Origin of the sequence: Catenibacterium sp. AM22-6LB, from assembly GCF_003435615.1 — a bacterium.
In the GTDB taxonomy this organism is placed as follows: domain Bacteria; phylum Bacillota_I; class Bacilli_A; order Erysipelotrichales; family Coprobacillaceae; genus Catenibacterium; species Catenibacterium mitsuoka_A.
The window spans coordinates 1-22601 of the sequence record NZ_QTUM01000038.1; the positions used below are offsets into that span (position 1 = coordinate 1).

The 22601-nt window shown below is 32.7% G+C and carries 17 protein-coding genes; 6 read left to right on the forward strand and 11 right to left on the reverse strand.

Features of this window, described 5'->3' with window-relative positions; all coding sequences use genetic code 11:
- Positions 1–96: 96 nt before the first annotated feature.
- The 7 genes from DW269_RS08610 to thrC form a co-directional block, all read right to left on the reverse strand.
- Positions 97–1545, reverse strand: a complete 1449-nt coding sequence (locus tag DW269_RS08610; protein WP_117459390.1) for a glycoside hydrolase family 1 protein — start codon at positions 1543–1545, stop codon at positions 97–99.
- 13 nt (positions 1546–1558) lie between these two features.
- Positions 1559–2434, reverse strand: a complete 876-nt coding sequence (locus DW269_RS08615; RefSeq protein WP_117459391.1) for a hypothetical protein — start codon at positions 2432–2434, stop codon at positions 1559–1561.
- Positions 2431–3651, reverse strand: coding sequence for a hypothetical protein (locus DW269_RS08620; protein WP_117459392.1), 1221 nt, complete (start codon positions 3649–3651; stop codon positions 2431–2433). Before DW269_RS08620 ends, DW269_RS08615 begins: the two co-directional genes overlap by 4 nt.
- An 11-nt stretch (positions 3652–3662) precedes the next feature.
- Positions 3663–3914: a hypothetical protein gene (locus tag DW269_RS08625; RefSeq protein WP_006505197.1), complete on the reverse strand. Its 252-nt coding sequence runs from the start codon at positions 3912–3914 to the stop codon at positions 3663–3665.
- A 403-nt stretch (positions 3915–4317) separates the two neighbouring features.
- A complete protein-coding gene (locus tag DW269_RS08630; protein WP_117459393.1) occupies positions 4318–5076 on the reverse strand; it encodes a histidinol-phosphatase in 759 nt (252 codons plus the stop codon).
- Positions 5077–5115: 39 nt separating this feature from the next.
- Positions 5116–6009 carry a homoserine kinase gene (gene thrB, locus DW269_RS08635; RefSeq protein ID WP_022425153.1) on the reverse strand — a complete coding sequence of 298 codons (894 nt, stop codon included), beginning with the start codon at positions 6007–6009 and terminating at the stop codon, positions 5116–5118.
- A gap of 2 nt (positions 6010–6011) precedes the next feature.
- The gene (gene thrC, locus DW269_RS08640) at positions 6012–7496 is read right to left on the reverse strand and encodes a threonine synthase (RefSeq protein WP_117459394.1); all 1485 of its coding nucleotides are present in this window, start codon (positions 7494–7496) and stop codon (positions 6012–6014) included.
- Positions 7497–7678: 182 nt separating this feature from the next.
- On the opposite strand from thrC, the gene asnA reads away from it, so the two are divergent.
- The 6 genes from asnA (at position 7679) to DW269_RS08670 (ending at position 17777) form a co-directional block, all read left to right on the forward strand.
- Entirely contained in the window at positions 7679–8695 is a 1017-nt protein-coding gene (gene asnA, locus DW269_RS08645; protein WP_117459395.1) for an aspartate--ammonia ligase, read from the forward strand.
- 56 nt (positions 8696–8751) lie between these two features.
- Entirely contained in the window at positions 8752–10650 is a 1899-nt protein-coding gene (locus DW269_RS08650; RefSeq protein WP_117459396.1) for an NAD(+) synthase, read from the forward strand.
- A gap of 116 nt (positions 10651–10766) precedes the next feature.
- Positions 10767–10949, forward strand: coding sequence for a hypothetical protein (locus DW269_RS08655; protein WP_006505204.1), 183 nt, complete (start codon positions 10767–10769; stop codon positions 10947–10949).
- The gene (locus tag DW269_RS08660; RefSeq protein WP_117459397.1) at positions 10942–11502 is read left to right on the forward strand and encodes a hypothetical protein; all 561 of its coding nucleotides are present in this window, start codon (positions 10942–10944) and stop codon (positions 11500–11502) included. The genes DW269_RS08655 and DW269_RS08660 overlap by 8 nt, the downstream gene beginning before the upstream one ends.
- 184 nt (positions 11503–11686) lie before the next feature.
- On the forward strand, positions 11687–14248 hold the full coding sequence (locus DW269_RS08665; RefSeq protein ID WP_117459398.1) for a PD-(D/E)XK nuclease family protein: 2562 nt from the start codon (positions 11687–11689) through the stop codon (positions 14246–14248).
- The gene (locus tag DW269_RS08670; RefSeq protein WP_158546346.1) at positions 14241–17777 is read left to right on the forward strand and encodes a UvrD-helicase domain-containing protein; all 3537 of its coding nucleotides are present in this window, start codon (positions 14241–14243) and stop codon (positions 17775–17777) included. Before DW269_RS08665 ends, DW269_RS08670 begins: the two co-directional genes overlap by 8 nt.
- Before the next feature lie 35 nt (positions 17778–17812).
- Here the strand turns inward: DW269_RS08670 and DW269_RS08675 are convergent, their stop codons facing one another.
- The 4 genes from DW269_RS08675 to DW269_RS08690 are packed head-to-tail and all read right to left on the reverse strand — an operon-like array spanning position 17813 to position 22332.
- On the reverse strand, positions 17813–18103 hold the full coding sequence (locus DW269_RS08675) for a hypothetical protein (RefSeq protein WP_040389743.1): 291 nt from the start codon (positions 18101–18103) through the stop codon (positions 17813–17815).
- A gap of 32 nt (positions 18104–18135) precedes the next feature.
- The gene (locus tag DW269_RS08680; protein WP_117459400.1) at positions 18136–19944 is read right to left on the reverse strand and encodes a cell wall metabolism sensor histidine kinase WalK; all 1809 of its coding nucleotides are present in this window, start codon (positions 19942–19944) and stop codon (positions 18136–18138) included.
- Positions 19931–20593 carry a response regulator transcription factor gene (locus tag DW269_RS08685; protein ID WP_233502470.1) on the reverse strand — a complete coding sequence of 221 codons (663 nt, stop codon included), beginning with the start codon at positions 20591–20593 and terminating at the stop codon, positions 19931–19933. The genes DW269_RS08680 and DW269_RS08685 overlap by 14 nt, the downstream gene beginning before the upstream one ends.
- A gap of 53 nt (positions 20594–20646) precedes the next feature.
- Complete coding sequence (locus tag DW269_RS08690; RefSeq protein ID WP_022425161.1) at positions 20647–22332, reverse strand: phospho-sugar mutase; 1686 nt, start codon at positions 22330–22332, stop codon at positions 20647–20649.
- Positions 22333–22601 lie beyond the last annotated feature (269 nt).

Below are 22601 nucleotides of genomic sequence, written 5' to 3' on the forward strand. Positions count from 1 at the left end.
CGGTAAATACCTGTGGTCGGTTTATCTCCGACTGAATTAGTGCCATGCCCGGCACACTATAAAAGACTGATTCAATATGAATCAGCCTTCTATGAATTATAATTCTTCACCATTAGTTTCAATAACTTTCTTATACCAATAGTATGAATCTTTTGGAATTCTCTTTAGAGTACCAGAGTTTTCATCTTCATCACGATCTACATAGACAAAACCATAACGTTTCTGATAACCATTTAACCAGCTTAATAAATCAGTATATGACCATGTGCAATATGCAAGAATACGGCATCCATCATCACATGCTTTCTTTAATTCTTCAATATGGTTACGCAAATATTCAATACGATATGAATCATGGATCTTTCCATCTTCTAATTTATCAAATGCGCCAAGTCCGTTTTCTGAAATAACGATTGGTAAATCATAACGTGAAGTAATCTTACGACACGCAAAACGTAGTCCCATAGGATCAATAGTCCAGTCCCAGTCAGTTGTAGGAAGATTCTTATTTGCAGGTACCTTATACATACCAGGTACACCTTCCATTTCTGCTGTACCCTTCTTACCTGTATTGTTTTCTCCACCAAGAGAATCAACACCATCTAGTGGGTTGTATTCAATACTACATGTCTTATAGTAGTTAACACCCATGAAATCTACTTTAGATGCAGCTTCTTTTAGAATTTCAGCATCGCCTTCTTCAAAGTGAGGGGCAACACCTAATGATTCTAAATACTTCATTGCAGATCTTGGATAACGTCCATAAGCATAAACATCCATCCAGTAGTATGACTTTAAGTCTTCATAATCAACACATGCCATCTGATCTTCTGGTTTATCAGATACGGCATAAGCTGGACCATAAGCGAATGATGAACCGACTAATGCATCAGGATAAAGTTCCTTTAATGCAAGTACTGATTTTGCATGAGCCATGAATGCATGATGATTCACCTGATAGTAAGTCTTCATATCCTTAAATTTTCCTGGTGGATGTTTAGCAAGCATCCAGCCATGTCCAGTGAAGACATTCTGCTCATTTAAGATAATCCAATGTTTAACACGATCACCATAACGTTTAAATAATGTAGTTGCATAATTCACAAAATCATCGACAATACGACGATCTTCCCAGCCATGATATTGATCTTCTAATGCCTGTGGTAAATCCCAATGATATACAGTCACCATTGGGACAATATTATACTTTAAGCATTCATTGATTAAGTCATCATAGAACTGTAAACCTTTTTCATTCACCTGTCCATTACCATCTGGATAGATTCTTGACCAGGCAATTGAGAAACGATAAGTCTTTAACCCCATTTCAGCCATTAATCTGACATCTTCTTTATACATATGATAATGGTCAACTGCCTTATCACCAGTAGTAGCTTTGAATGTCTTACCTGGGATTCTTACAAACTTATCCCATACTGAAGGCTTTTTGCCATCTTCAGCCCAGGCACCTTCTACCTGATAAGCAGCCGAAGCACTTCCCCATAAGAAATCCTTTGGGAACCCTGTTGATTCTTTAAAATACATTTCAATCCTCCTATCATCCATTTCTATTTAAAAACTCTGTAAGAAGATCCTTATAAGGATGCTTTTCATCAAGAGCATAAAATGGCTCATCTTTTAATGGCATTAATTCTTTAACACATAATGCATTATTGTATAAATCAAATACATCATTAAAATCTACCTTATTGTTGTTTTTGTTTTGAATAAATAATGTCGGAATAGTATTCCTTCTTATATATCTCATGACATCTAGATCATCTAGAGGTACATTTAACTCTTTTCTTAATACAATAGAAAGTAAAGGACGTGTAATAGATTCTGGATATCCATCATTCTTCATTAAATATGCAAAGTAATCACGCACATTCTTAAATGTACTTTCTACAATTAAGCTTGTTGCATTCTTTAATAAACCTGCACTGCCTGCACAAAGTAGTGCGACAGCACCTGTTTCTTTACCATAGAAGAAGACTGGATAATCTTCGCCATACTTTTGAATAATGAAACGATTCCAATAGTTAATATCCATAACATCTTGGAAACCAACACCTCTTGTCACACCATCAGATGATCCATTACCATAACAATCAATCATCAAAATATTAGTATGAGGGCAAATTGACTGAAAATAGATTGCTTCATTTTCTAGAGAAGATGCATCTTTAGTAAAACCATGAACCATGATTAATGTATTGTCTGCATGATCCACTTCAAGTAGATGACCAGTTAAAATCGCATCATTCATATTCTTAATACGTACTGTCTGAGGCTTTAAAGTCTCAAATAAGGTACGTTTAATATGTGTACGATATAAGCGTTCATCTACAAACTGACTTGTTTTCTGATATAACCCTGCACCAGCAAGGACAGCTGTTCCAAAGACTGCTGTGACTATATTTCTCTTTTTCATTTATACCAATCTCCAAAATTATCTAATAATAATCTATTGATATTTAATACCTGTTCAAATGAGCTGAGCTTATACTTATCATTATTCATTCTACCTGCAAAGAAACGAATAGCAGCAACGAGTTCATTACGAACTGATGTACGCATTTCTGTTGGGAATGAACTAATTGGGAAGCAAGTGAATATAAATGTATTGTAATCATTGCTGAATAAATCGAGCAATACATCATAACCTTCATTTTTTAATAATGTATTACCTAATGCAAGATCTAGATCATGATTTGCATAAACAAGAATCGAATCCACAATTGTTCTAAATACCTGTTTGATTACTTCTCTAAAAGGTTCTTTCTTATTTAAATAAGAATAAAATAAATAAGAATAAACAAGATTACATTGATTTAAATTATTAGCTTCCTTATCGTATAAGATAAAGTGCTTTTTCAAATTGTCTGATAAAGCCTTTAAAACAACCTCATTATAATTAAATAATGAACCAAGATTGCTCATAATACAAAATGCGAATAAAGTATGCTGACATAGTAGATGCATAAGATGGAACAAATAGCTTGCTGCATGCTTATAGAATACATCTAAGTGATCCACGATTTCCTGGATCAATTCTCTCACATAATATAAATGATATTGATATTCCGTATCACGATATTTAGAATTTGGTCCATCCCAGTCATATTCATAAAGTATGTTACGCAATAATAAGATCAACGAACAAATATAAACATCATATTTTTGTGTCTTGATTAAATCATGCATCACTGGAAGATAGATTTCATAAAAAGAATCAATTGTCTTCTGATTAATACCCTGATGATACTTCATATACTCCAATATCTCGATATAATCGATTGGTGCCATGTTTGTATCAATCAAATGATGTTCCTTCACAATTTTTGGAATCAAAGAATAATGAAGAATATGTTTAAACTTTTCTTTATAAAAAATATGTACCAGCGCATCTTTAATAATAAACTGCTTTTCCTGGTCATTTAAATTTTCTGAAAATTCCGCATCAACTTTCTCACCATATGAAAGCTCAACATAAATATCGATATTTCTGAAGTTTTCATCAAACATATAATAATGAAACTTCATCGCAGTATCACTAATACGATAGCTACATCTATAACGATATTTACCTAGATAATGACTTTTATGTTCATCCAGGTACTGTTGGATAACGTCTTCTATTTTACCCATACAATTCCTCCTTAAAAATCATTTTCATGAGCCATCTTAAAACGTGCAATTGATCCGCTCTTAATAAAACGTTCCGCGAAGAAACGAATGTTATCTAAATGAAAGTCTCCTCCCATTGTAAGAGAAGTATCCATGATTTCTTTTGTAAGAGCATAAAGAGCTTCTTCAGTTAATCCATAATCATCTGGATTAATGATTTCTCTCACCGCTTCTACACATTCTTCAAGATGTGCTGTTTTATCTATATCTGTAATATGTTCCATTTTTATCACCACCTTTATTATACAGCCTTTAATCAATACTAGGCACTTTATATTGTAAAGTTTTTTTTAAATAAATGAAATAATATCATTCTTTTTAATATCTAATACATACTTTCTAATTTAAAAATATCACTACCGTATATTATATTACTACATTTTTCTCATGCATCTAATTCAAAATAAACATGAATATATCAATGTTTTTTAAATTTAATGTCACAATAACTGTCAAACTAATTCAGTTACTGACATATAGTGCCTGATATGAGCAATCTTAATCAAGCGAGATACATTACTACATTTTCTGCATACATTTAAATCAAAATAAACATGAATATTCCATAACTTTTTCAATTTACACTCAACGGAACTGTCAAAAGAAAAAAAGGCTTTCTCAAGCCTTCTATCTCAACATCTTAATATCTTCAGTAATTTCTAAGCCACTTTCCTTTAAGTAAGTATAAGCACGATTGTATGTTTTAGTATCTTTTAATGCACTTGGTTCATGCGCATCTGTGCCGATAATAATACGGTTATGACGCTTCTTACATAAATCAATAAATGGCTGACTTGGATAATGACGCATAGCCTTATATCCTAATAAGTTAAATTCTAAAGGCATATCTATTTCAGCCGCATGAATACAGATTTTCTCTAACTCATCAATATGTTCTTGATTCTTTTCATCATAGAAAACAACATCAGGATGCGCTACATATGAGAACAAGCCTGTATCCATAGCCTTGATCACCTGTGATACATATCTCTTTAGTTCTTCTAAAGATACTGGATAACCATAATAAATACCTGTTTCATCACTGCCATCAAAATGATTCCCTAAAATAATATAATCAAGCTTATACTTTTCAAGCTGATCCTTAAGCCACTCCATCTTATCTTCAAAGTATTCACACTCCAAACCAATCTTAATAGAAATCTTGTCTTTATACTTATCTCTTAGTACTGATAATGTATGGACATAGTCTTCAAGTTGTGATTCATCCATACGCATTGTGGCATGATATCCTGATTCATAATGCCATGGTGTATGGTCTGAAAAGCCTAGTTCTGTATATCCAGCTGAAATGGCTACTAAGATATATTCTTCTTCACTTCCAATTGCATGCATACATCTTGTTGTATGTGTATGATAATTCTTCATTTGATCCTCCTAAAAAAAATACCTGACAACTGCCAGGTATTATAAAAAGTCACATGTAAATCCACGTTCATCTAATTCTAACTTTTCTACTTGCCATCCGTCAATTAAAGATCCTAATTCTTCTTTAATACGAACAACACCCATTGTATCATCAGCACGAATTAAAGCCATGATAGTAGGCCCTGCACCTGATAAATAAGCACCTAATACTCTTTCATCCTTCTCTAATGTTTCCATAATAGGAAAGAAATTATCAATTAGGTGTCCACGATATGGCTGATGGAAACGATCCTTGAAGCCTAGTTTCAAACCTTCATCATATCCATTAATAAGTGATGCAACCATTAATGCAAGATGAGATACATTCTTAATCGCATCTGCACGTTCTAATGTCTGCGGTAATACAGAACGTGCTTTTTCTGTAGATAATGTGAAAGGTGGAATAAGTGCGACATAACGATATTCCTGTTTAACTGGAATAGATAATGTAGTCACTTTATGTTCTTCCATAACAGATACAGTTAGTCCACCAAAGATTGCTGGAGCAACGTTGTCTGGATGCCCTTCAATCTTAGTCGCAAGTTCAAGAATGTTCTGACGTTCTTCATAACGATTCTTGAATGCGAAAGCACCGACAATACCAGCCACAATACATGTAGAAGAAGAACCTAATCCTCTTGTATAAGGAACATCTCCTTCATTGGTAATACGTAGTCCTTTATAATCTAATCCTACATAACGTGCACCTTCTTCAAAAGCACGATAAGTTAAGTTATCTTTGTTCGCAAACTGTTCAGGACATCCTAAGATTTCTAATCCTTCATCTAATAATTCAAAAGTGAATGTATTATATAAAGTTACTGCTAGACCAGCAACGTCAAATCCAGGTCCTAAGTTTGCGCTTGTTGCAGGAACTCTTACCTTTACAAACATAATTAGTACTCCTTGATCTTTTCTGCAATAGTATCTAGAATTGCATCTCTATCAATAACACCCTTATGAAGGATTTCACGATCCTTAATACCTTTTAATGGGTAAGAAATTTCCATACCAGTTAAATCATGTAGTTTTTCAATAGCTGTATAAACATCTACTTCTTCACCAGTTAATGCCTGATATACAGATTCTGGGAACTTATAAGGTGATGCAGTAGAAAGTAAGATTGTTTTAGTTGTATCACCAGTGTTCTTGACATATTCTTCATAAACACCATAACCAACAGCCGTATGTGTATCTAATAAATACTTGTTTTCATTCCAGCAGTCATGAACAACTTTAAGTACATCTTCTTCTCCAAGACATCCTGCCTTGAATTCTTTCTGAACTCTTGCAAGTGTTTCATCATCTACTTTATAAACACCTGTTTCTTTAAGTTCTTCCATATACTTATTCACTTTTTCACTATCACCATTCACCATGAACCATACTAATCTTTCTAGATTACTAGAAACTAAGATATCCATAGCAGGAGCATTAGTCTTATAGAATTCACGTCTTGCATCATAAGTACCAGTAGTGAAGAAATCAGTTAAGATATTATTCTTATTAGAAGCAACAATGAACTGGTTCACTGGTAATCCCATATTCTTTGCAATCCATCCAGCTAAGCAGTTACCAAAGTTACCTGAAGGCACTGTAAAGTTCACTGTTTCTCCTAGTTTGATTTCATTTCTCTTCACAAGTGTTAAATATGAATAGAAGTAATATACAATCTGTGGAATTAAACGTCCAATATTGATTGAGTTAGCTGAAGATAAGAAAATATGATGTTCATCACAAAGTTCTTTTAATTCTTTAGAACCAAATGCCTTCTTAACTGCAGACTGTGCATCATCAAAGTTACCTCTAATACCGATGATTTCAACATTCTTACCTGTTGTTGTCACCATCTGCTGCTGCTGAATAGCTGATACACCATCGATTGGATAGAAAACCTTAATACAAGTCCCTTCTACATCTTTAAAGCCTTCTAATGCAGCTTTACCTGTATCACCACTTGTAGCTGCAAGAATCATCACTTCACGTTCTTCACCTTTCTTCTTTAAAGAAAGAGTCATCATTCTTGGAAGAATAGATAATGCCATATCCTTGAATGCAGCTGTAGGCCCCTGATAGAGTTCTGCAACATATACATTTCCTGCTTTCTTTACAGGAACCACTTCATCACAGAATAAACCTTCACCATAAGCCTGATTGCAGGCTGTATGTAATGCTTCTTTTGCATCACTTGGTGCAAATGTACCAATAATCTCAGTTGCAAGATCTACATAGTTTAATGGGAGTAAATCTTCTAGGTTTTTCTTCTCAAAATCGAAGTCAGGTACAAGTAATCCCCCATCACTTGCAATTCCCTGAAGAATAGATGTATAAAAATCAATAGGTGTCTGATTGCCTCTTGTGCTCTTAAACAATTTTTCCATTGTGCATCTCCTTATCTTGTGTTTTCAACATTGTATTAAATAATCGGAAATAAGTCAATCAAGTTCGTTATTTTTTCAATTTCCCTAAATTATTACATATTTTTAAATATTCAAAGAAATACTGTTTTCTTTCTTTCTTTTTTATTTTTTTCTTATATAATCATGTATAAAGGAGTAAAGTTATGAGCAAAGTATTTATACCAGAAAACTATCATTCACAACTCAATCTGATTGAGACTGAAGTTGCGATTAAAATGATTAAGGACTATTTTGAAAGACGTTTATCAGAAGAATTAAGACTCACTCGAGTATCTGCACCACTATTCTTATTAAAAAACACAGGATTAAATGATGATTTAAATGGAACTGAAAGACCAGTAGCTTTCAACAGCTATGAGTTAAATAATGATGATGAAATTGAAATCATTCATTCACTTGCAAAGTGGAAGCGTGATGCACTTTATAGATATGGCTTTGAAGCACATACTGGACTATATACAGATATGAATGCAATCAGAAGAGATGAAACAATTGATAACCTTCATTCTATGTATGTAGACCAGTGGGACTGGGAATTAGTGATCAAACCTGAAGATCGTACTGTTGATTTCTTTAAACAGACTGTTAAGAAGATTTATAAAGCTTTATTAGATTTAGATTTCTTAATGATTCGTCATTATCCAAAATTAGATAAAGGATTATTACCAGAAAAGATTTTCTTTATTACCACACAGGAATTAGAAGATGTTTATCCTGATTTAACACCAAAGGAAAGAGAAAGGGCTATTACTAAGGCTAAGAAAGCTGTATGTTTAATGAAGATTGGGGATACCCTTAAGTCAGGTATTAAACATGATGGACGTGCACCAGACTATGATGACTGGACACTTAATGGTGATATTCTTGTTTATCATCCTATTCTTGATGATGCATTTGAATTATCTTCTATGGGTGTACGTGTTGATGCGAAAGCTTTAAAAGAACAGTTAAAGAAAGCACATGCTGAAGAACGTACTGAACTTCCTTACCATCAGAACGTTTTAAACAATGTTTATCCATTAAGTATTGGTGGCGGTATTGGTCAGTCACGTTTATGTATGTTCTTCTTAAAGAAAGCCCATATTGGTGAAGTACAGGCTTCATTATGGGATGAAGATACAATGCGTATCTGCGAAGAAAATGATATACATTTATTATAAAGTTCACTCATGTGAACTTTTTTTGATATAATGAGAGAGAAATTGGAGGAATGTTTATGAAAGATGGTTTTATTAGAGTTGCAGCTGGTTCTTTTAAAGTCTCTATCGCAAATGTGAAAAAGAATGCGCAGGAGATTATCCGTTTATCAAAAGAAGCCAACGCAAATCATACACAGGTTCTTGTATTAAATGAGTTATGTTTAACTGGTTATACAATTGAAGATCTTTTCTTTCAGAAAAGAGTATTGAATGAATCAGAAACACAGCTTCAATATATTCTAGATGAAACAAAAGATCTTGATACAGTGATTGTTATTGGAATGCCACTTGTCATCCGTAACGATCTTTACAACTGTGCTCTTGTATTACATAGAGGAGATATTCTAGGTGCTGTACCTAAGACATATATTCCAAATTATCATGAATTCTATGAAGGTAGACATTTCAGGAGTGGTCGTGATTTAGATGAGTATATTACTTTATGTGATCAGGAAATTCATGTGACAACTGAACAGATTTTTGAAGATGTGAATCATCCTTGGTTAAAGATTGGAGTAGAAATATGTGAAGATGTATGGGCACCTCATACACCAAGTACTGATGCATGTTTAAACGGGGCAACACTTATTGTGAACCCTTCTGCATCTAATAACTTAACAGGTAAGAGTGATTATAGACGTAGCTTAATTAGTGCAACAAGTGCAAGACTTGTATGTGGCTATGTTTATAGTAATACAGGTGTAGGTGAATCAACAACTGATGTGGTATTCTCTAATCATCACCTTATTTATGAAAATGGTACATTACTTAAAGAATCTACTCAGTATTCTACAGGTTTAATCTATGCAGATATGGATTTAGAAAAGATTCATACAGAACGTATTGAAATGACCACTTATGATAGTGAAGATTATTTTGATGCTGTACCATTTGCATTAGATGATGAAGAATTAGATTTAGATCGTTATTATGATCCTCATCCATTTGTCCCTAGTGATAAAGATAAACGTGCTGCACGTTGTGAAGAAGTATTTAATATTCAGACTCATGGCTTAATGCAGAGACTTGAAGCAGCTCATATTAAGAAAGTCGTCGTTGGTATGTCTGGAGGACTTGATTCTACTCTTGCCTTACTTGTAATGCATAAGGCTTATAAGATGCTAGGTCGTCCTGTATCAGATATTATTGCGGTCACTATGCCTTGTTTTGGTACAACAGATCGTACTTTAAATAATGCCTTAACACTTATGAAAGAACTAGAAGTCACTTCTATGACAGTCAATATCAAAGATGCCGTTAACCAGCATTTCAAGGATATTAATCATGACTCTGAAGTCCATGATGTCACTTATGAAAACTGTCAGGCTCGTGAAAGAACACAGGTACTTATGGATATTGCGAATCAGGCAGGTGGTATTGTCGTAGGTACAGGAGACTTATCAGAAGTTGCACTTGGATGGTCTACTTATAATGGTGACCATATGAGTATGTATGGCGTTAATGTTTCTGTTCCTAAGACACTAGTAAGATATCTTGTTGATTATGTATCTACTTTATATAAAGGTGAAGTACTAGAAGCTACATTACAGGATATTCTTCATACACCAGTTTCACCTGAATTACTTCCTGCAAAAGATGGTGAAATTACTCAGAAGACAGAAGATATTGTAGGGCCTTATGAATTACATGACTTCTTCCTTTATCATCATGCAAGATTCCATTATGAACCACAGAAATTATTACGTATTGCAATTCATACATATGGTGACAAATATGATGAAGCAACAATTAAGAAATGGCTAACTCTATTCTATAGACGTTTCTTTACTCAGCAGTTCAAGCGTAGCTGTATCCCAGATGGACCTAAAGTTGGTTCAGTGGCTTTATCTCCTCGTGGAGATTTACGTATGCCTAGTGATGCAGATGTATCTATGTGGCTTGATGAGTTACGTTAATAAATAAAGCTGTAACGAATAGATAGTATTCAATACTACCTTAAGCGTTACAGCTCTTTTCTATATTCCACAAAAAGATTATTCACTAATTAACTCATGGAGCAACTGAGAAAAAAATGTCTAATGGAAAGGGTACTATTGCAAAATTAGCAGATGGAACAATTGTTTCTTATAGAAAAGTATCCTCATCTGATGGAACTCCAGCTGTAGATATCAATATTAAAAATAGCAAAGAGTCAGGCGGAGTCAAACAACAAAAAATACATTTTGTAAAGGAGGAAAAAGATAAAAATGACTAAGATACAAGATTTTAGATTAAGTGAATCACATTTCAAGCCATTTATTGGTAAATGTTTCAAAAAGTATCGATGTGATTCATTTGATTATACAAACAGTGTAACAGGAGTCGTAGGAATTTATATCAATGATAAAACATTTGAACTTCGTAATGAACAAGAATCGATACAATATTTTGATTCAGTTGATGATATTGCTTTATGGTCAATTAAAGAGGTAAATGAAAATGACATTCGCTCATTTTTTGAAGATACTGACCAAATTGATACTCCAGTTGATGAAATAGTCAATAAAATTACTTTAGTGAATGAGCATCAAAAAGTTAAAATTTCTGATGATATCTATGAACTATGGATCACACGAGCAATCTTATTCCATCTAGAAACTAAAGATATTTATTTTGAAAAAGATAATACTGCTTTTTCTGAAGAAATAGAAATCAAAAGAGGTCATGATTTAGTGAATGAATTCCCAAAGAAAAATGATTTTTTCTTAAATCAATGGATAAATGGAATTACTCCTTCTGTTGAAACTGAATTTGTTTTAATTAAATAATCTAAATATTATAATTGAAAATCATATTAGTGGCTGTAACAAACAGATAGTATCTACTACCTAGAGCGTTACGGCTTCTTTTTTTCTTAACTCCATTATATAGGTGTTATAGAGACTGAACTTAATGCATGATTTTAGATGCAATGATATAATAGTACCAAAGTACAAATGAAGGAGAATCATTATGCAGATTATTAAAGGGATGCACCTCAATAAAAAACTCAATGAATTGGCAAAACACTTACCGGGTCCTGCTTATATCATTACAGAGAATACAGAATATGTAGAAGATCTATTCTTGAATAAGTATTCCTGTTTATTTGATATAGAAGTTCTAACACTTAAACAATATATAGATAAGATTTTGATTTCACATAAACAGTTTGCCCGTCATATTTATTCACAGGCAGATCTTGTTTTTATAATGCGTCATATTCTTTCTTGTCATACATTTAATACAATACAGTTTAGTTCTAATTCTTATGAGATGATTCTTGAACTCATTAATACACTTAAGAAGATTCATAGAAATAATATAACTCTTGAACAGTTTTTCGAAGATACTTTATTAAGTAAAAAATGTGAAGATTTATATACAATTAATTCTCTTATTTCAGGAGGATATTGGACAATTGAAGAGATGGTAGAAGATTTAATAGACGATTCATTAAAGACACCTCTTTATATTATGAGTGATGATTATCCTCATATTGCATCCAAAGAGTTGTTTAAGAAGATAGACAACTATGTTCCAGTCACATTATTAGAGACGACAGATGCAGATGAAGTATTAAATGAATATGAAGATGCTATTATTCATCATTTATTTGATAATGTGGATGTGCATAATGTAGCTAAAGGACGTATTATTACAGGTGGTCATCCTATGCAAGAATGTATGAAGATTGCCTGTGATATTAAATCACGTATTGTGAATGAACAGCTGCAATATGAAGATTTTATGATCATTACAAATCAGGCAAGTTATTCAGATTATTTAACTATTTGTTTTGATGAACTCAATATTCCTGCCACATTATCACAAAATGAAACATGTCATTATAATAGTGACTACCGTAAAATGTCTCGATCATTATCAGAGTGTAAAGGACATACTTTTAAAGAAATTATTCAGTTCCTTCAAAAACAGGATATCAGTGCCTCTATGATTAAAACTCTTGATACCTATAAATGTAATGATGAAATTAGTCCTGAAGAGTTTGATTTATTCCTCCAATGTATTATCCCAGGTAAAAGAGAAATAAATAAGACAGGTGTTATCGTGACTTCACTTGAAAAGGGACTCACTGCAACACAAAAACATATTTACTTAACAGGAATCAATGAAACATTCCTACCTTTAGAAATCAGTGATAAAGGATTCTTAATGGAGGAAGACTATAAACAATTTAATCCTCATCCTCTATTATTAGATGAACAGTTACAGGCACATTATAAGCGTATTATACAAGTTCTTTTAAACCCTTATTTATCTTATACATTCTCTTATAGTAAAAAGAATATGGCTGCCAATGAGTTAATTCCTTCTATTCTCATGTCACGTTTAAGTGATCTATTTGAATTAGAATATATTAATCCTCCATTGAATCTCATCAAGAATAACCTATATTTAAATCAATCACGTATAGATGAAGATCCTATTAATCGATTGATTGATCATTATAAGATGACAAGTAACCAGCCTGAGTTTATTAAAGATACAAATAAGCTCGGAAGAGGAGTCAGTGTATCTCGTTTAGAGACATATAATAAATGTCCTTTCTCTTATTACATTAAATATGGATTAAAGATTACAGAAAAGAGAGAAGATACTTTGCAGTCAAGTGAACTCGGTTCTTTATGTCATTATTTAATGGAGAAATGTCTAGAAGATGAATCTCTTGTAGACAAAGAAGCAATGCATTATATAGAAGAAAATCTGAAAGAGAAATATGATGGTCATCCAATGAACCAGTATTTTATTAATAATCTGATTGAAGATATGAAGATGACAATCAAGATTATTCAGAAGCAGTTAAAAATGGGTGGGTATATACCTGTATCTAAAGAAAAAGAGATTTCTGGACAGATTGGTGATGTTCCTTTTTCAGGCATTATTGATAGAGTAGATGAATTTGAAAATTATGCACGTATAGTAGATTATAAATCCAGCAATAAAGAAATTGATTTAAATCTTGCGATGCAAGGATTTAATATTCAAATGCTTGTTTATCTAGATATGTTATGTAAACAGGAGAATAAGGATCGTGCTGGCATGTTGTACTTTAATATGAAGAAACGAATACTAACACGTGATACAAGTTATGCGCTTAGCGATGAGGATGTATTAAAAGAATATCGTATGGAAGGCTATATGGTGGATGATGGATCTACTAATTCTGTAAAAGGACTCGGATCTACACCTGAATTAGTTGCGCCTGTTAAGGTAAAGAAGTCTGGAGAATATGCAAATAGCGCAAAGGTTATTTCTCCTGATGAACTAGATTCAATTATGGAATATGTGGAAAAGCATATTTCTGAACTATATAAAAAGATTCATGCTGGATTAATTCCTATCCATCCTACCTTAACAGATGGTGCCCAGCCAGACAGTGATTTTAAGGTTTATCCATGTACTTACTGTCCTTATAAGTCAGTATGCTTATTTGATGTATTTGAAAATGAAAATAGAATGATTGCGAAAGATATGTATAAGAAACTAAAAGGAGATGACAAGAATGCCTAAATACAATAAAGAACAACAGGCTGCAATTGATTTAAGAGGAAAGACTATTCTTGTCAGTGCTCCTGCCGGCTCAGGAAAGACAAGAATTCTTGTAGCCCGTTTAATTAGTTTGATTGTGAATGATCATTATTCAATGGATCAATTCCTAGTATTAACTTTTACTAAAGCAGCAGGAAATGAAATGAAACAAAGATTGAATGTGTCTCTGCATGAAGAAGCTTTAGCTAATCATGATGAAGAAACATTGAGACATATTCAAGAACAGATTCAATTACTCCCTCATGCCTATATCACTACATTTGATAGTTTCTGTAAGACACTATTAGAGAAATATGGCTATTTAATTGGTGTGATGCCAGGATTTAAGGTGAACCCTTCACCTGATTTAATTAAAGACCAAGTACTAGATCAGTGTTTAGAGAAATGGATAGAAGATCCAGATTTCAAGGATTATGCTTATCGTCATAACACAAAAAATAACTTTGATGATTTAAAGAAGACTTTAATAGACTTCCAGAATATCACCAATTCTTTTGTAGATTTCCATCGTTTCCTTGATCAAGTTCATGAAAGATATTATGATTTTAATCTTTCTAGAAACATGCCTATTCTAGACGGTATGACTCAATTATATAGAGACTGCTGTCTTAAAAGTTTAAGTGCCTATAATATTTTATATCGCTTCTGTGAAAAGCATGATATTACTTATTTCTTTGAAACTGTTGAAAATGCGAAAAAACCTGCACCTGCCACTGCATTATATGATTATTATTCTGATCTCTATGATGCCTTAAATAGACCTCTTACCTTTGATACATTAAATAGTTTACTATCTCAAAAGTTAGAAATGGCAAGTATTAAATGGAGTGAATTAGGTGTAGATGATTCTGTTAAGAAACAATATACAAAGTTAAAAGGAAATGTCACTGATCCTCTTTCAAAATTAAAGAAGTTTTTATCTTATACTTCAACAGAAGAATTGAAAAAGTATCTTGATTATTCTTTTAAAGATATTGAATTCTTACTTGGTAAAGATGGACTATTAGATCAGTTCAATAAAGATTATAGTGAAGCAAAGAAGGCTAGAAATGAATTAGACTTCCATGATCTAGAAGAATATGCGACAAGACTGTTGCAACCTGATCTTCCAGTTGTAGAAAGATTGAATCATACATTAAAGGAAATCATGGTGGATGAGTATCAAGATACCAATGAAATGCAAGAAAACCTTGTCTTAAAGATTGCGAACTATGATGAACATATTCCAATGTTTATGGTCGGTGATATGAAGCAGTCTATTTATCGCTTTAGACAGGCTGATCCTTCTATTTTCCAGTATAAGTTTGATACATTCACTAAACTAGAAGAAATGACAGAATACGATACAAATATTCGTATTGATTTAAAGTATAACTATCGTTCTGAAAAGGTTGTATTAGACAGTGTTAATTATATTTTTGATTGTATTATGGATAGTTCTGTAGGTGGTTTAGAGTATATCCATGGTGATAATGCGATTTTAAGATATGATTTTGATGCAAAGGGTACAACACTCCCTGAACTAGAAAAAAATCATGATTTTGATACAGATATACTTATTTCTCTTTATAATAATCAGGAAGAATATACAAAGTCTGAAGTGGAAGCACATATGGTTGCTCAGAAAATCATTCAAATGAGGCAGGTTACAGATTATAAGTATCATGATTTTGCGGTACTGATGCGTGCTACAACTGAATTTATTACCTATAAGAAGGTTTTTGAACGTTATCATATTCCTGCAAATATTACTTTATCAAGTGGTTTGTTTGAGTCTAATGAAGTCATTAGTATGATGACATTATTAAAGGCTTTAGTTAATCCATATGATGATATTGCGATGTTATCTGTATTACATAATAACTTCTTATTTTCTCATTTTACTGAGAATGAGTTATTAGAAATCAGAGATGCAGATGATCCTCTCTATATCAACCTCACACATCATACCAATAATAAAGTACTTCATTTTTTAGAAGTATTTGATGATTTAAGAAATACAGCCATGACATCTTCACCTTATGAAACATTAAAGAAATGTTTAAAAGAAACAGGATACCAGGCTTTTGTATCTCAGTTAATGAATGGTGAACAACGTAGCGCAAACTTAGATATTCTATTAGAAACATTCCGTACTAATGAAGAATATCCTTATTTAAAGGATTACTTAGAACTATTAGATTCTTCTTCTAACCAAGCACCTGGATTTATTGCGAGTGATGAAAATGATGCAGTAGAGTTCATGACTATTCATAAGTCTAAAGGATTACAGTTTCCAGTCGTCTTTGTGAGTGCAATGCAGAAGAAATTTAATAATTCTGATGAAAAAGCCGACATTATCATATCTCAGCATGATGGAGTAGCAGGAAGTGTATGTAGGCTAGAAGAATCTTCATTTGGAAATATTGTATGTAAGTATGAGCATCCTTATTCAAAGATGTTGAAGATATTCATTCGTCAAGAAACTGTGAATGAAGAAATGCGTATTCTTTATGTTGCCTTAACACGTGCAGAAAAGAAACTGATCTTAACTGGTACAATCAAGGATGAAGAAGAAATCATTTCTATTGCCCGTCAGGTACAGGCCAATGATACAGACCCTACTCTAAAGAAGGGGCAGGGTGTTGTATATAATCTCGCCATGCGTTCTACAAACAATTATTTAAGCTGGGTTCTTATGGCTTTATTAAGACATAAAGACTTCCAAAATGATATTAAGATACTAATTCCTGAAATCAGACCTTATCTTTCATTAGATTGTTCTTCTTTTAAAGAACTAGATAATAAAGATACTCAGTTAGCGCGTTTCCATTGCACAATACTAGATAGCAGTGAAACAGTACAACGTATTCCACCTTATGCGAAAATAAAGATAGAGAACCAATATCGTGCCTACAAGAAGTATTATGATTTTGAATATCCATATCCTGTTGAACCACGTAGCATTGCGGTCACAAGTATGGAAGAAATGAAGAGTGATGAAACTCACTTTGATTTCAGCAATGAAGAAACTCACTATCTAGCGACAGATAGAGGAACACTCGTACATAACTTATTGAGCTACTTTAATTTCAAAGATGATGATCCTCAGAAATTGATTGAATCACTTTATAAGAATCAGATGTTTGATGAGGAAGGACTCAAGATCTTAAACAACTATCTTCCTCATATCAATGATTTTATCAATAGTGATACATATCAATTGATTAAAGATGCAGATCAAATTTACCAGGAAAAACAATTTAGATATAAAGATGAAAATGGATTAATCATCAATGGTATATTTGACTTAGTCTTTATAAAAGACAATAAGGTTTATGTATTAGACTATAAGACAGATAGAGTATCAAAAGATAATAGTGATGAAACACTTAAAGATCTCCATCGCACACAGTTGTCTTATTACTCTAAAGTACTTAAAGAAGTATTCCATACAGATGTACAGCCTATTATCTACTATCTTCACATCAATAAAGCTATTTACTTATAGAAAAAGACTGATATCACATAAGTGATATCAGTCTTTTATTTTTCTACAGTATTGTTTTCTTCATCTCTAAATAATTCTTTTTGACAATGGGGACACACTGTTAAACTACCTGCATCTTTTGTGGGAAGGTAGTTATGACAATAAGGGCATCTCCAATAAACGAGACCAAGAATAAAATAAATAACTAAACAAATAATAATCGCGATAGTCAGAATAATCGCAATTGAGGCGTAACCTATGAAATAACAGACTAATGCTGCAATCGCAAGGAGACTAGCTAGATAACTTTGTTTAGACATAAAAAACTGTACTCTTTTTAGTTTCATAAGATCACCCATTCCCTACTTGCCTTATTATATCAATATTCAAAGTAGAATAGAACACCTTTTTCTGTATTTTCTACTCCAAAATGATATCCATGTCTCTCTAATATCGCTTTTACGATAGGAAGACCGAGTCCTGTTCCACCTTGATCCTTAGAAATATAGGCTTCCCAGATAGATTCCATCTCTTCCTGAGAGAGATGATGTCCTTCATTTTCTATCTCAAAGCGATGCTTCATAATACGATATGTGATTGTACCATGTTCTTCGGTATGTTTAATCGCATTAGATGTGAGGTTGTTAATGACTCTTTCTATCTGAATAGGATCACAATCTAAATCTACTTCTTCATATTCCTTTACTACATGAAGTTGTTTCTTTTCTAATTCATATTCAAAGTCATCTATAACTTCTTCTACTAATTCAGATAATGAAACATAATAGTTATTGAGTTCAATCTTACCTGACTCTAAACGTGAAAGTTCCAACATTGTGAGTACAATTCCATTAATACGCTCTATCTGTTCATTGATGATAGAAATATATTTTTCTCTTGATTCCTGCGAAGTGGCATCTTCTAATAATTCAGAATAACCGGCAATAATACCAAGAGGTGTTTTGATCTCATGTGTGAAGTTCGCAATAAACTGTTTTCTTGTATGTTCAAGTCTTTGGACATGTTCTAATTGTTCTGTAAGCTGATTGATTGTATTCTCTAAGTTCGTACTCATGATATTAATATTGTTTTCTAACTGTCCTATTTCATCATGACGTGTAATTAAGAACTTCTCACTAAAATCATTTTTCGCAATTTCACTTGTAACTTCTGATACATGTCTTAATGGTTTAGTAATCATATGTGAGATTACAATAGAAATCACAACATTTAACCAGAGCACAATAATATAAATATACCAGGAATGTTCAAAATAGTTCACAGCCGCTCTTTTAGTTAATTTTGGTATAAAGCTTGCTGATACAAAATAACCTTTTACACCACTTGTATTTGATACAGAAGAGATTTCTTGATTAAGTTCTGAAAGCACAATAGTCATTGTACCATCACCTACATTAATACTCTTAGAATGCACATAATCAGATCCTCTTGCATATTCAATACTATCAATCTTCTTAATCTGTTTCTCTAAGGCCTTTTTTAACTTCTTATAATCCGTAAACTCTCTTCCACCGCTTGAACCATTTCTTTCATAAAAACATCTTTCTGACATATACCAGGATACTTTATATTTCTTCAATGATTTATGTGAGTTATTAAGTAACACCTTGCCATTAATCGCAAGATAAGCAGGATGAATACCTGTTGTATCCATTGATGTATAGTATTCAACTTCTTGTTTATCATTATTAATATAATATTGTTTCTTTTTAGACTGTACACCACCTATAACTACTTCATAATTCTCATCCGGATGGGCAATCATATATTCATTGATTTTCTTTACTAAATTATTTTCAGATATATCTACCATGATTTCTTGACTCTTATTTTCATCAAGAATCCATAATTGAGATACATGTAAAGAAGCACTACTCACAAATGACTTAATATTATTATCACTATCAACAATTGCAGACATACCTTCATTGGTTAGATAGTAATTCTTTAAATATTTAGTCATATTCTTATTATCTAATGAATATTCTGTTTGATAAATACTCTGTATTCCTGAAGTGAGTGAAGCATCGTAAGTTGAACTAATAAGACGTTCCTTGTATTCTGTAATACCTTGTAAGGACATAAGTCCTAGAATAATTACAAATACAAACAACATTAAGAAGAAAGTACGCTGTACAAGTCCAAAAGACCATTTAGTCTTCTTCATCCGTATATGTATAACCTGCCTTCATAATAGTCTGAATACGATGTGAATGTACACCTAACTTTTTTCTTAGTTTCTTAATATAAGTATCTACAGCACGTCCATCACCATAATAATCATAACCCCAGACCTTATTTAAAATCTGAGAACGAGTAAATAACTGATTCTTATTATTTAGAAATAACTCCATCAATAAATACTCTTTATTAGGAAGTGCTACCGCTTCACCATCCACATACATGAGATGCTTACTTTCATCTAGCCAGATTGTTTCTTTCTCTTCTTTTTCTGTCTTCTTGCTTCTATTTAAAATAGCCTGACATTTCGCATATAAAACAGAAGGTTTAAATGGTTTAGTAATATAATCATCTGCACCTACATGATAACCATCTAACATATTATCAGTTTCAGATAAAGCACTGATAAAAATAATAGGCATATCATATTTTTCACGGATCTTCTTACATGTTTCATACCCATCCATTCCTGGCATCATAATATCAAGTAAAACCATATCAATATCCTGATTCACTTTTTCTAAAGCATCATAACCATCTACAGCTTCAATGACTTCATAATCTCTTGTTGCGAAATATTCTTTAATAATATCTCTAATCAGTACTTCATCTTCTACAACTAATAATTTATACATTTTACACCTCCAAATAATAAAGGACTCTATCGAAGATAGAGCCCCCATATGAGTTATTCACCAATTAATTCCATCATTGCCTTATGGAATACTTCTGTCTTATCAGCAGCATCCTTCGCATCTTTACCCTTAATTGAGAAATAAAATTTACATTTAGGTTCTGTACCAGAAGGTCTAGCAGCAATCCAAGAACCATCTTCTAGATAATACTTTAATACATTTGACTTAGGTAAGTCAATTGTAGTGCCATCAGAACGTTCACTTGTTGCATAATCTTCACTTAATACAACCTTTACGCCACCAATTTCAGTAGGCTTATCCTGTCTTAAAGTATCCATCATTTCTTTAATACGTGCAGCACCTGCAGCACCAGCCTTAGCTAAGGCAATCTGTGATTCTTTGAATGTACCATACTTAGCATATAATTCATTCAATACATCAATAAGATCCTTACCCTGTTTCTTATAGTAGTTACCACATTCAGCAGCAAGTAATACAGCCTGTACAGCATCTTTATCTCTTACGAAGTCTTCTACAACACAGCCATAGCTTTCTTCATAACCAAAGATGAACTGTTTTTCATGAGTCTTTTCATACTTTCTGATCTTATCACCAATGAACTTGAATCCAGTTAATGTCTTTTCAACATCAACACCATAGTTTCTCGCAACTAATTCACCAAGATCACTTGTAACAATAGTATTATACATAACTGCATTATCAGGTAATGTACCCTTCTCTTTTCTCTGAGATAAGATATATTCAAGATATACAGCAGCACTCTGGTTACCACTCATTAATACATATTCACCATTGTGTTTTGCGACAACACCAAGTCTATCACCATCTGGGTCTGTAATTGCGACTACATCAGCATCTACTTCTTTCGCAAGCTTAATAGCTAATTCATAAGAAGCATCTACTTCTGGGTTTGGAGACTTAGTATTTGTATAATCTGGATCAGGTGCACACTGTGCAAGTACTGGCACAATATCATAACCTAATCTCTTTAAACATGTTCTTACAGGGATGTTATCTGCACCATGCTGTGGTGAATAAACAATCTTGAAATCAGACTTATCTAGTCCAGGATTGATTTCAATACCCATTACAGCTTTATAATAAGCTTCATCTACTTCTTCTCCTACCCATGTAATGAATGGATAAGCTTCTTCATCACTGATCTGTTCGATTTCTAATTCGTCATCAATTTCATTTACATAATCAACAACAATATCACCCCATTCAGGGATCAACTGACAACCAGTATCATCATATACTTTATAACCGTTATATTCCTTAGGGTTATGAGAAGCAGTAATCATGATACCACCTGCACATTTTAAATAACGTACTGCGAAAGATAATTCTGGAGTAGGTCTTAAAGATTCCATGATATAAGACTTAATACCAAACTTTGCGAGAATCTTTGCAGATTCAATCGCAAAACGATATGACATATGTCTATTATCATAACTGATTGCCACTCCACGTTCTTTACCTTCTGGTAAATTAGCTACATATTTCGCAAATCCCATATTTGCTTTACGAACTGTATAAATGTTCATACGGTTTGTACCTGCACCTAAAATACCACGCATACCTGCTGTACCGAATTCAAGATTCTTATAGAAAGCATCTTCCTTCTGTTCTTCTGTCATTCCGGCAAGTTCTGCCTTTAATGAAGCGTCCATGCCTTCATAATTTAACCATTGCTCATATTTTTTATTAATATCCATTTTTAAGCGTCACCTCTTGGCACTATTATACCATTTTCGATAACCTATAGAAACAAAAAGCGCTACAGTTACATTATTTTCTCATAACTTTTACTTATATTTTAGATACTTCTCTAAATTAAATAGTGATATTTACGAATATCACTAAGTTTTTATCGATAACTCCTAAGTAAACACTTACAGATATACAAAAAAAAGAGATTAGTGATCTCTAATGTGGACCCCGTGTCAAGGACATTAAATAAAAAGGCGCTTAAAAATGATTAGAA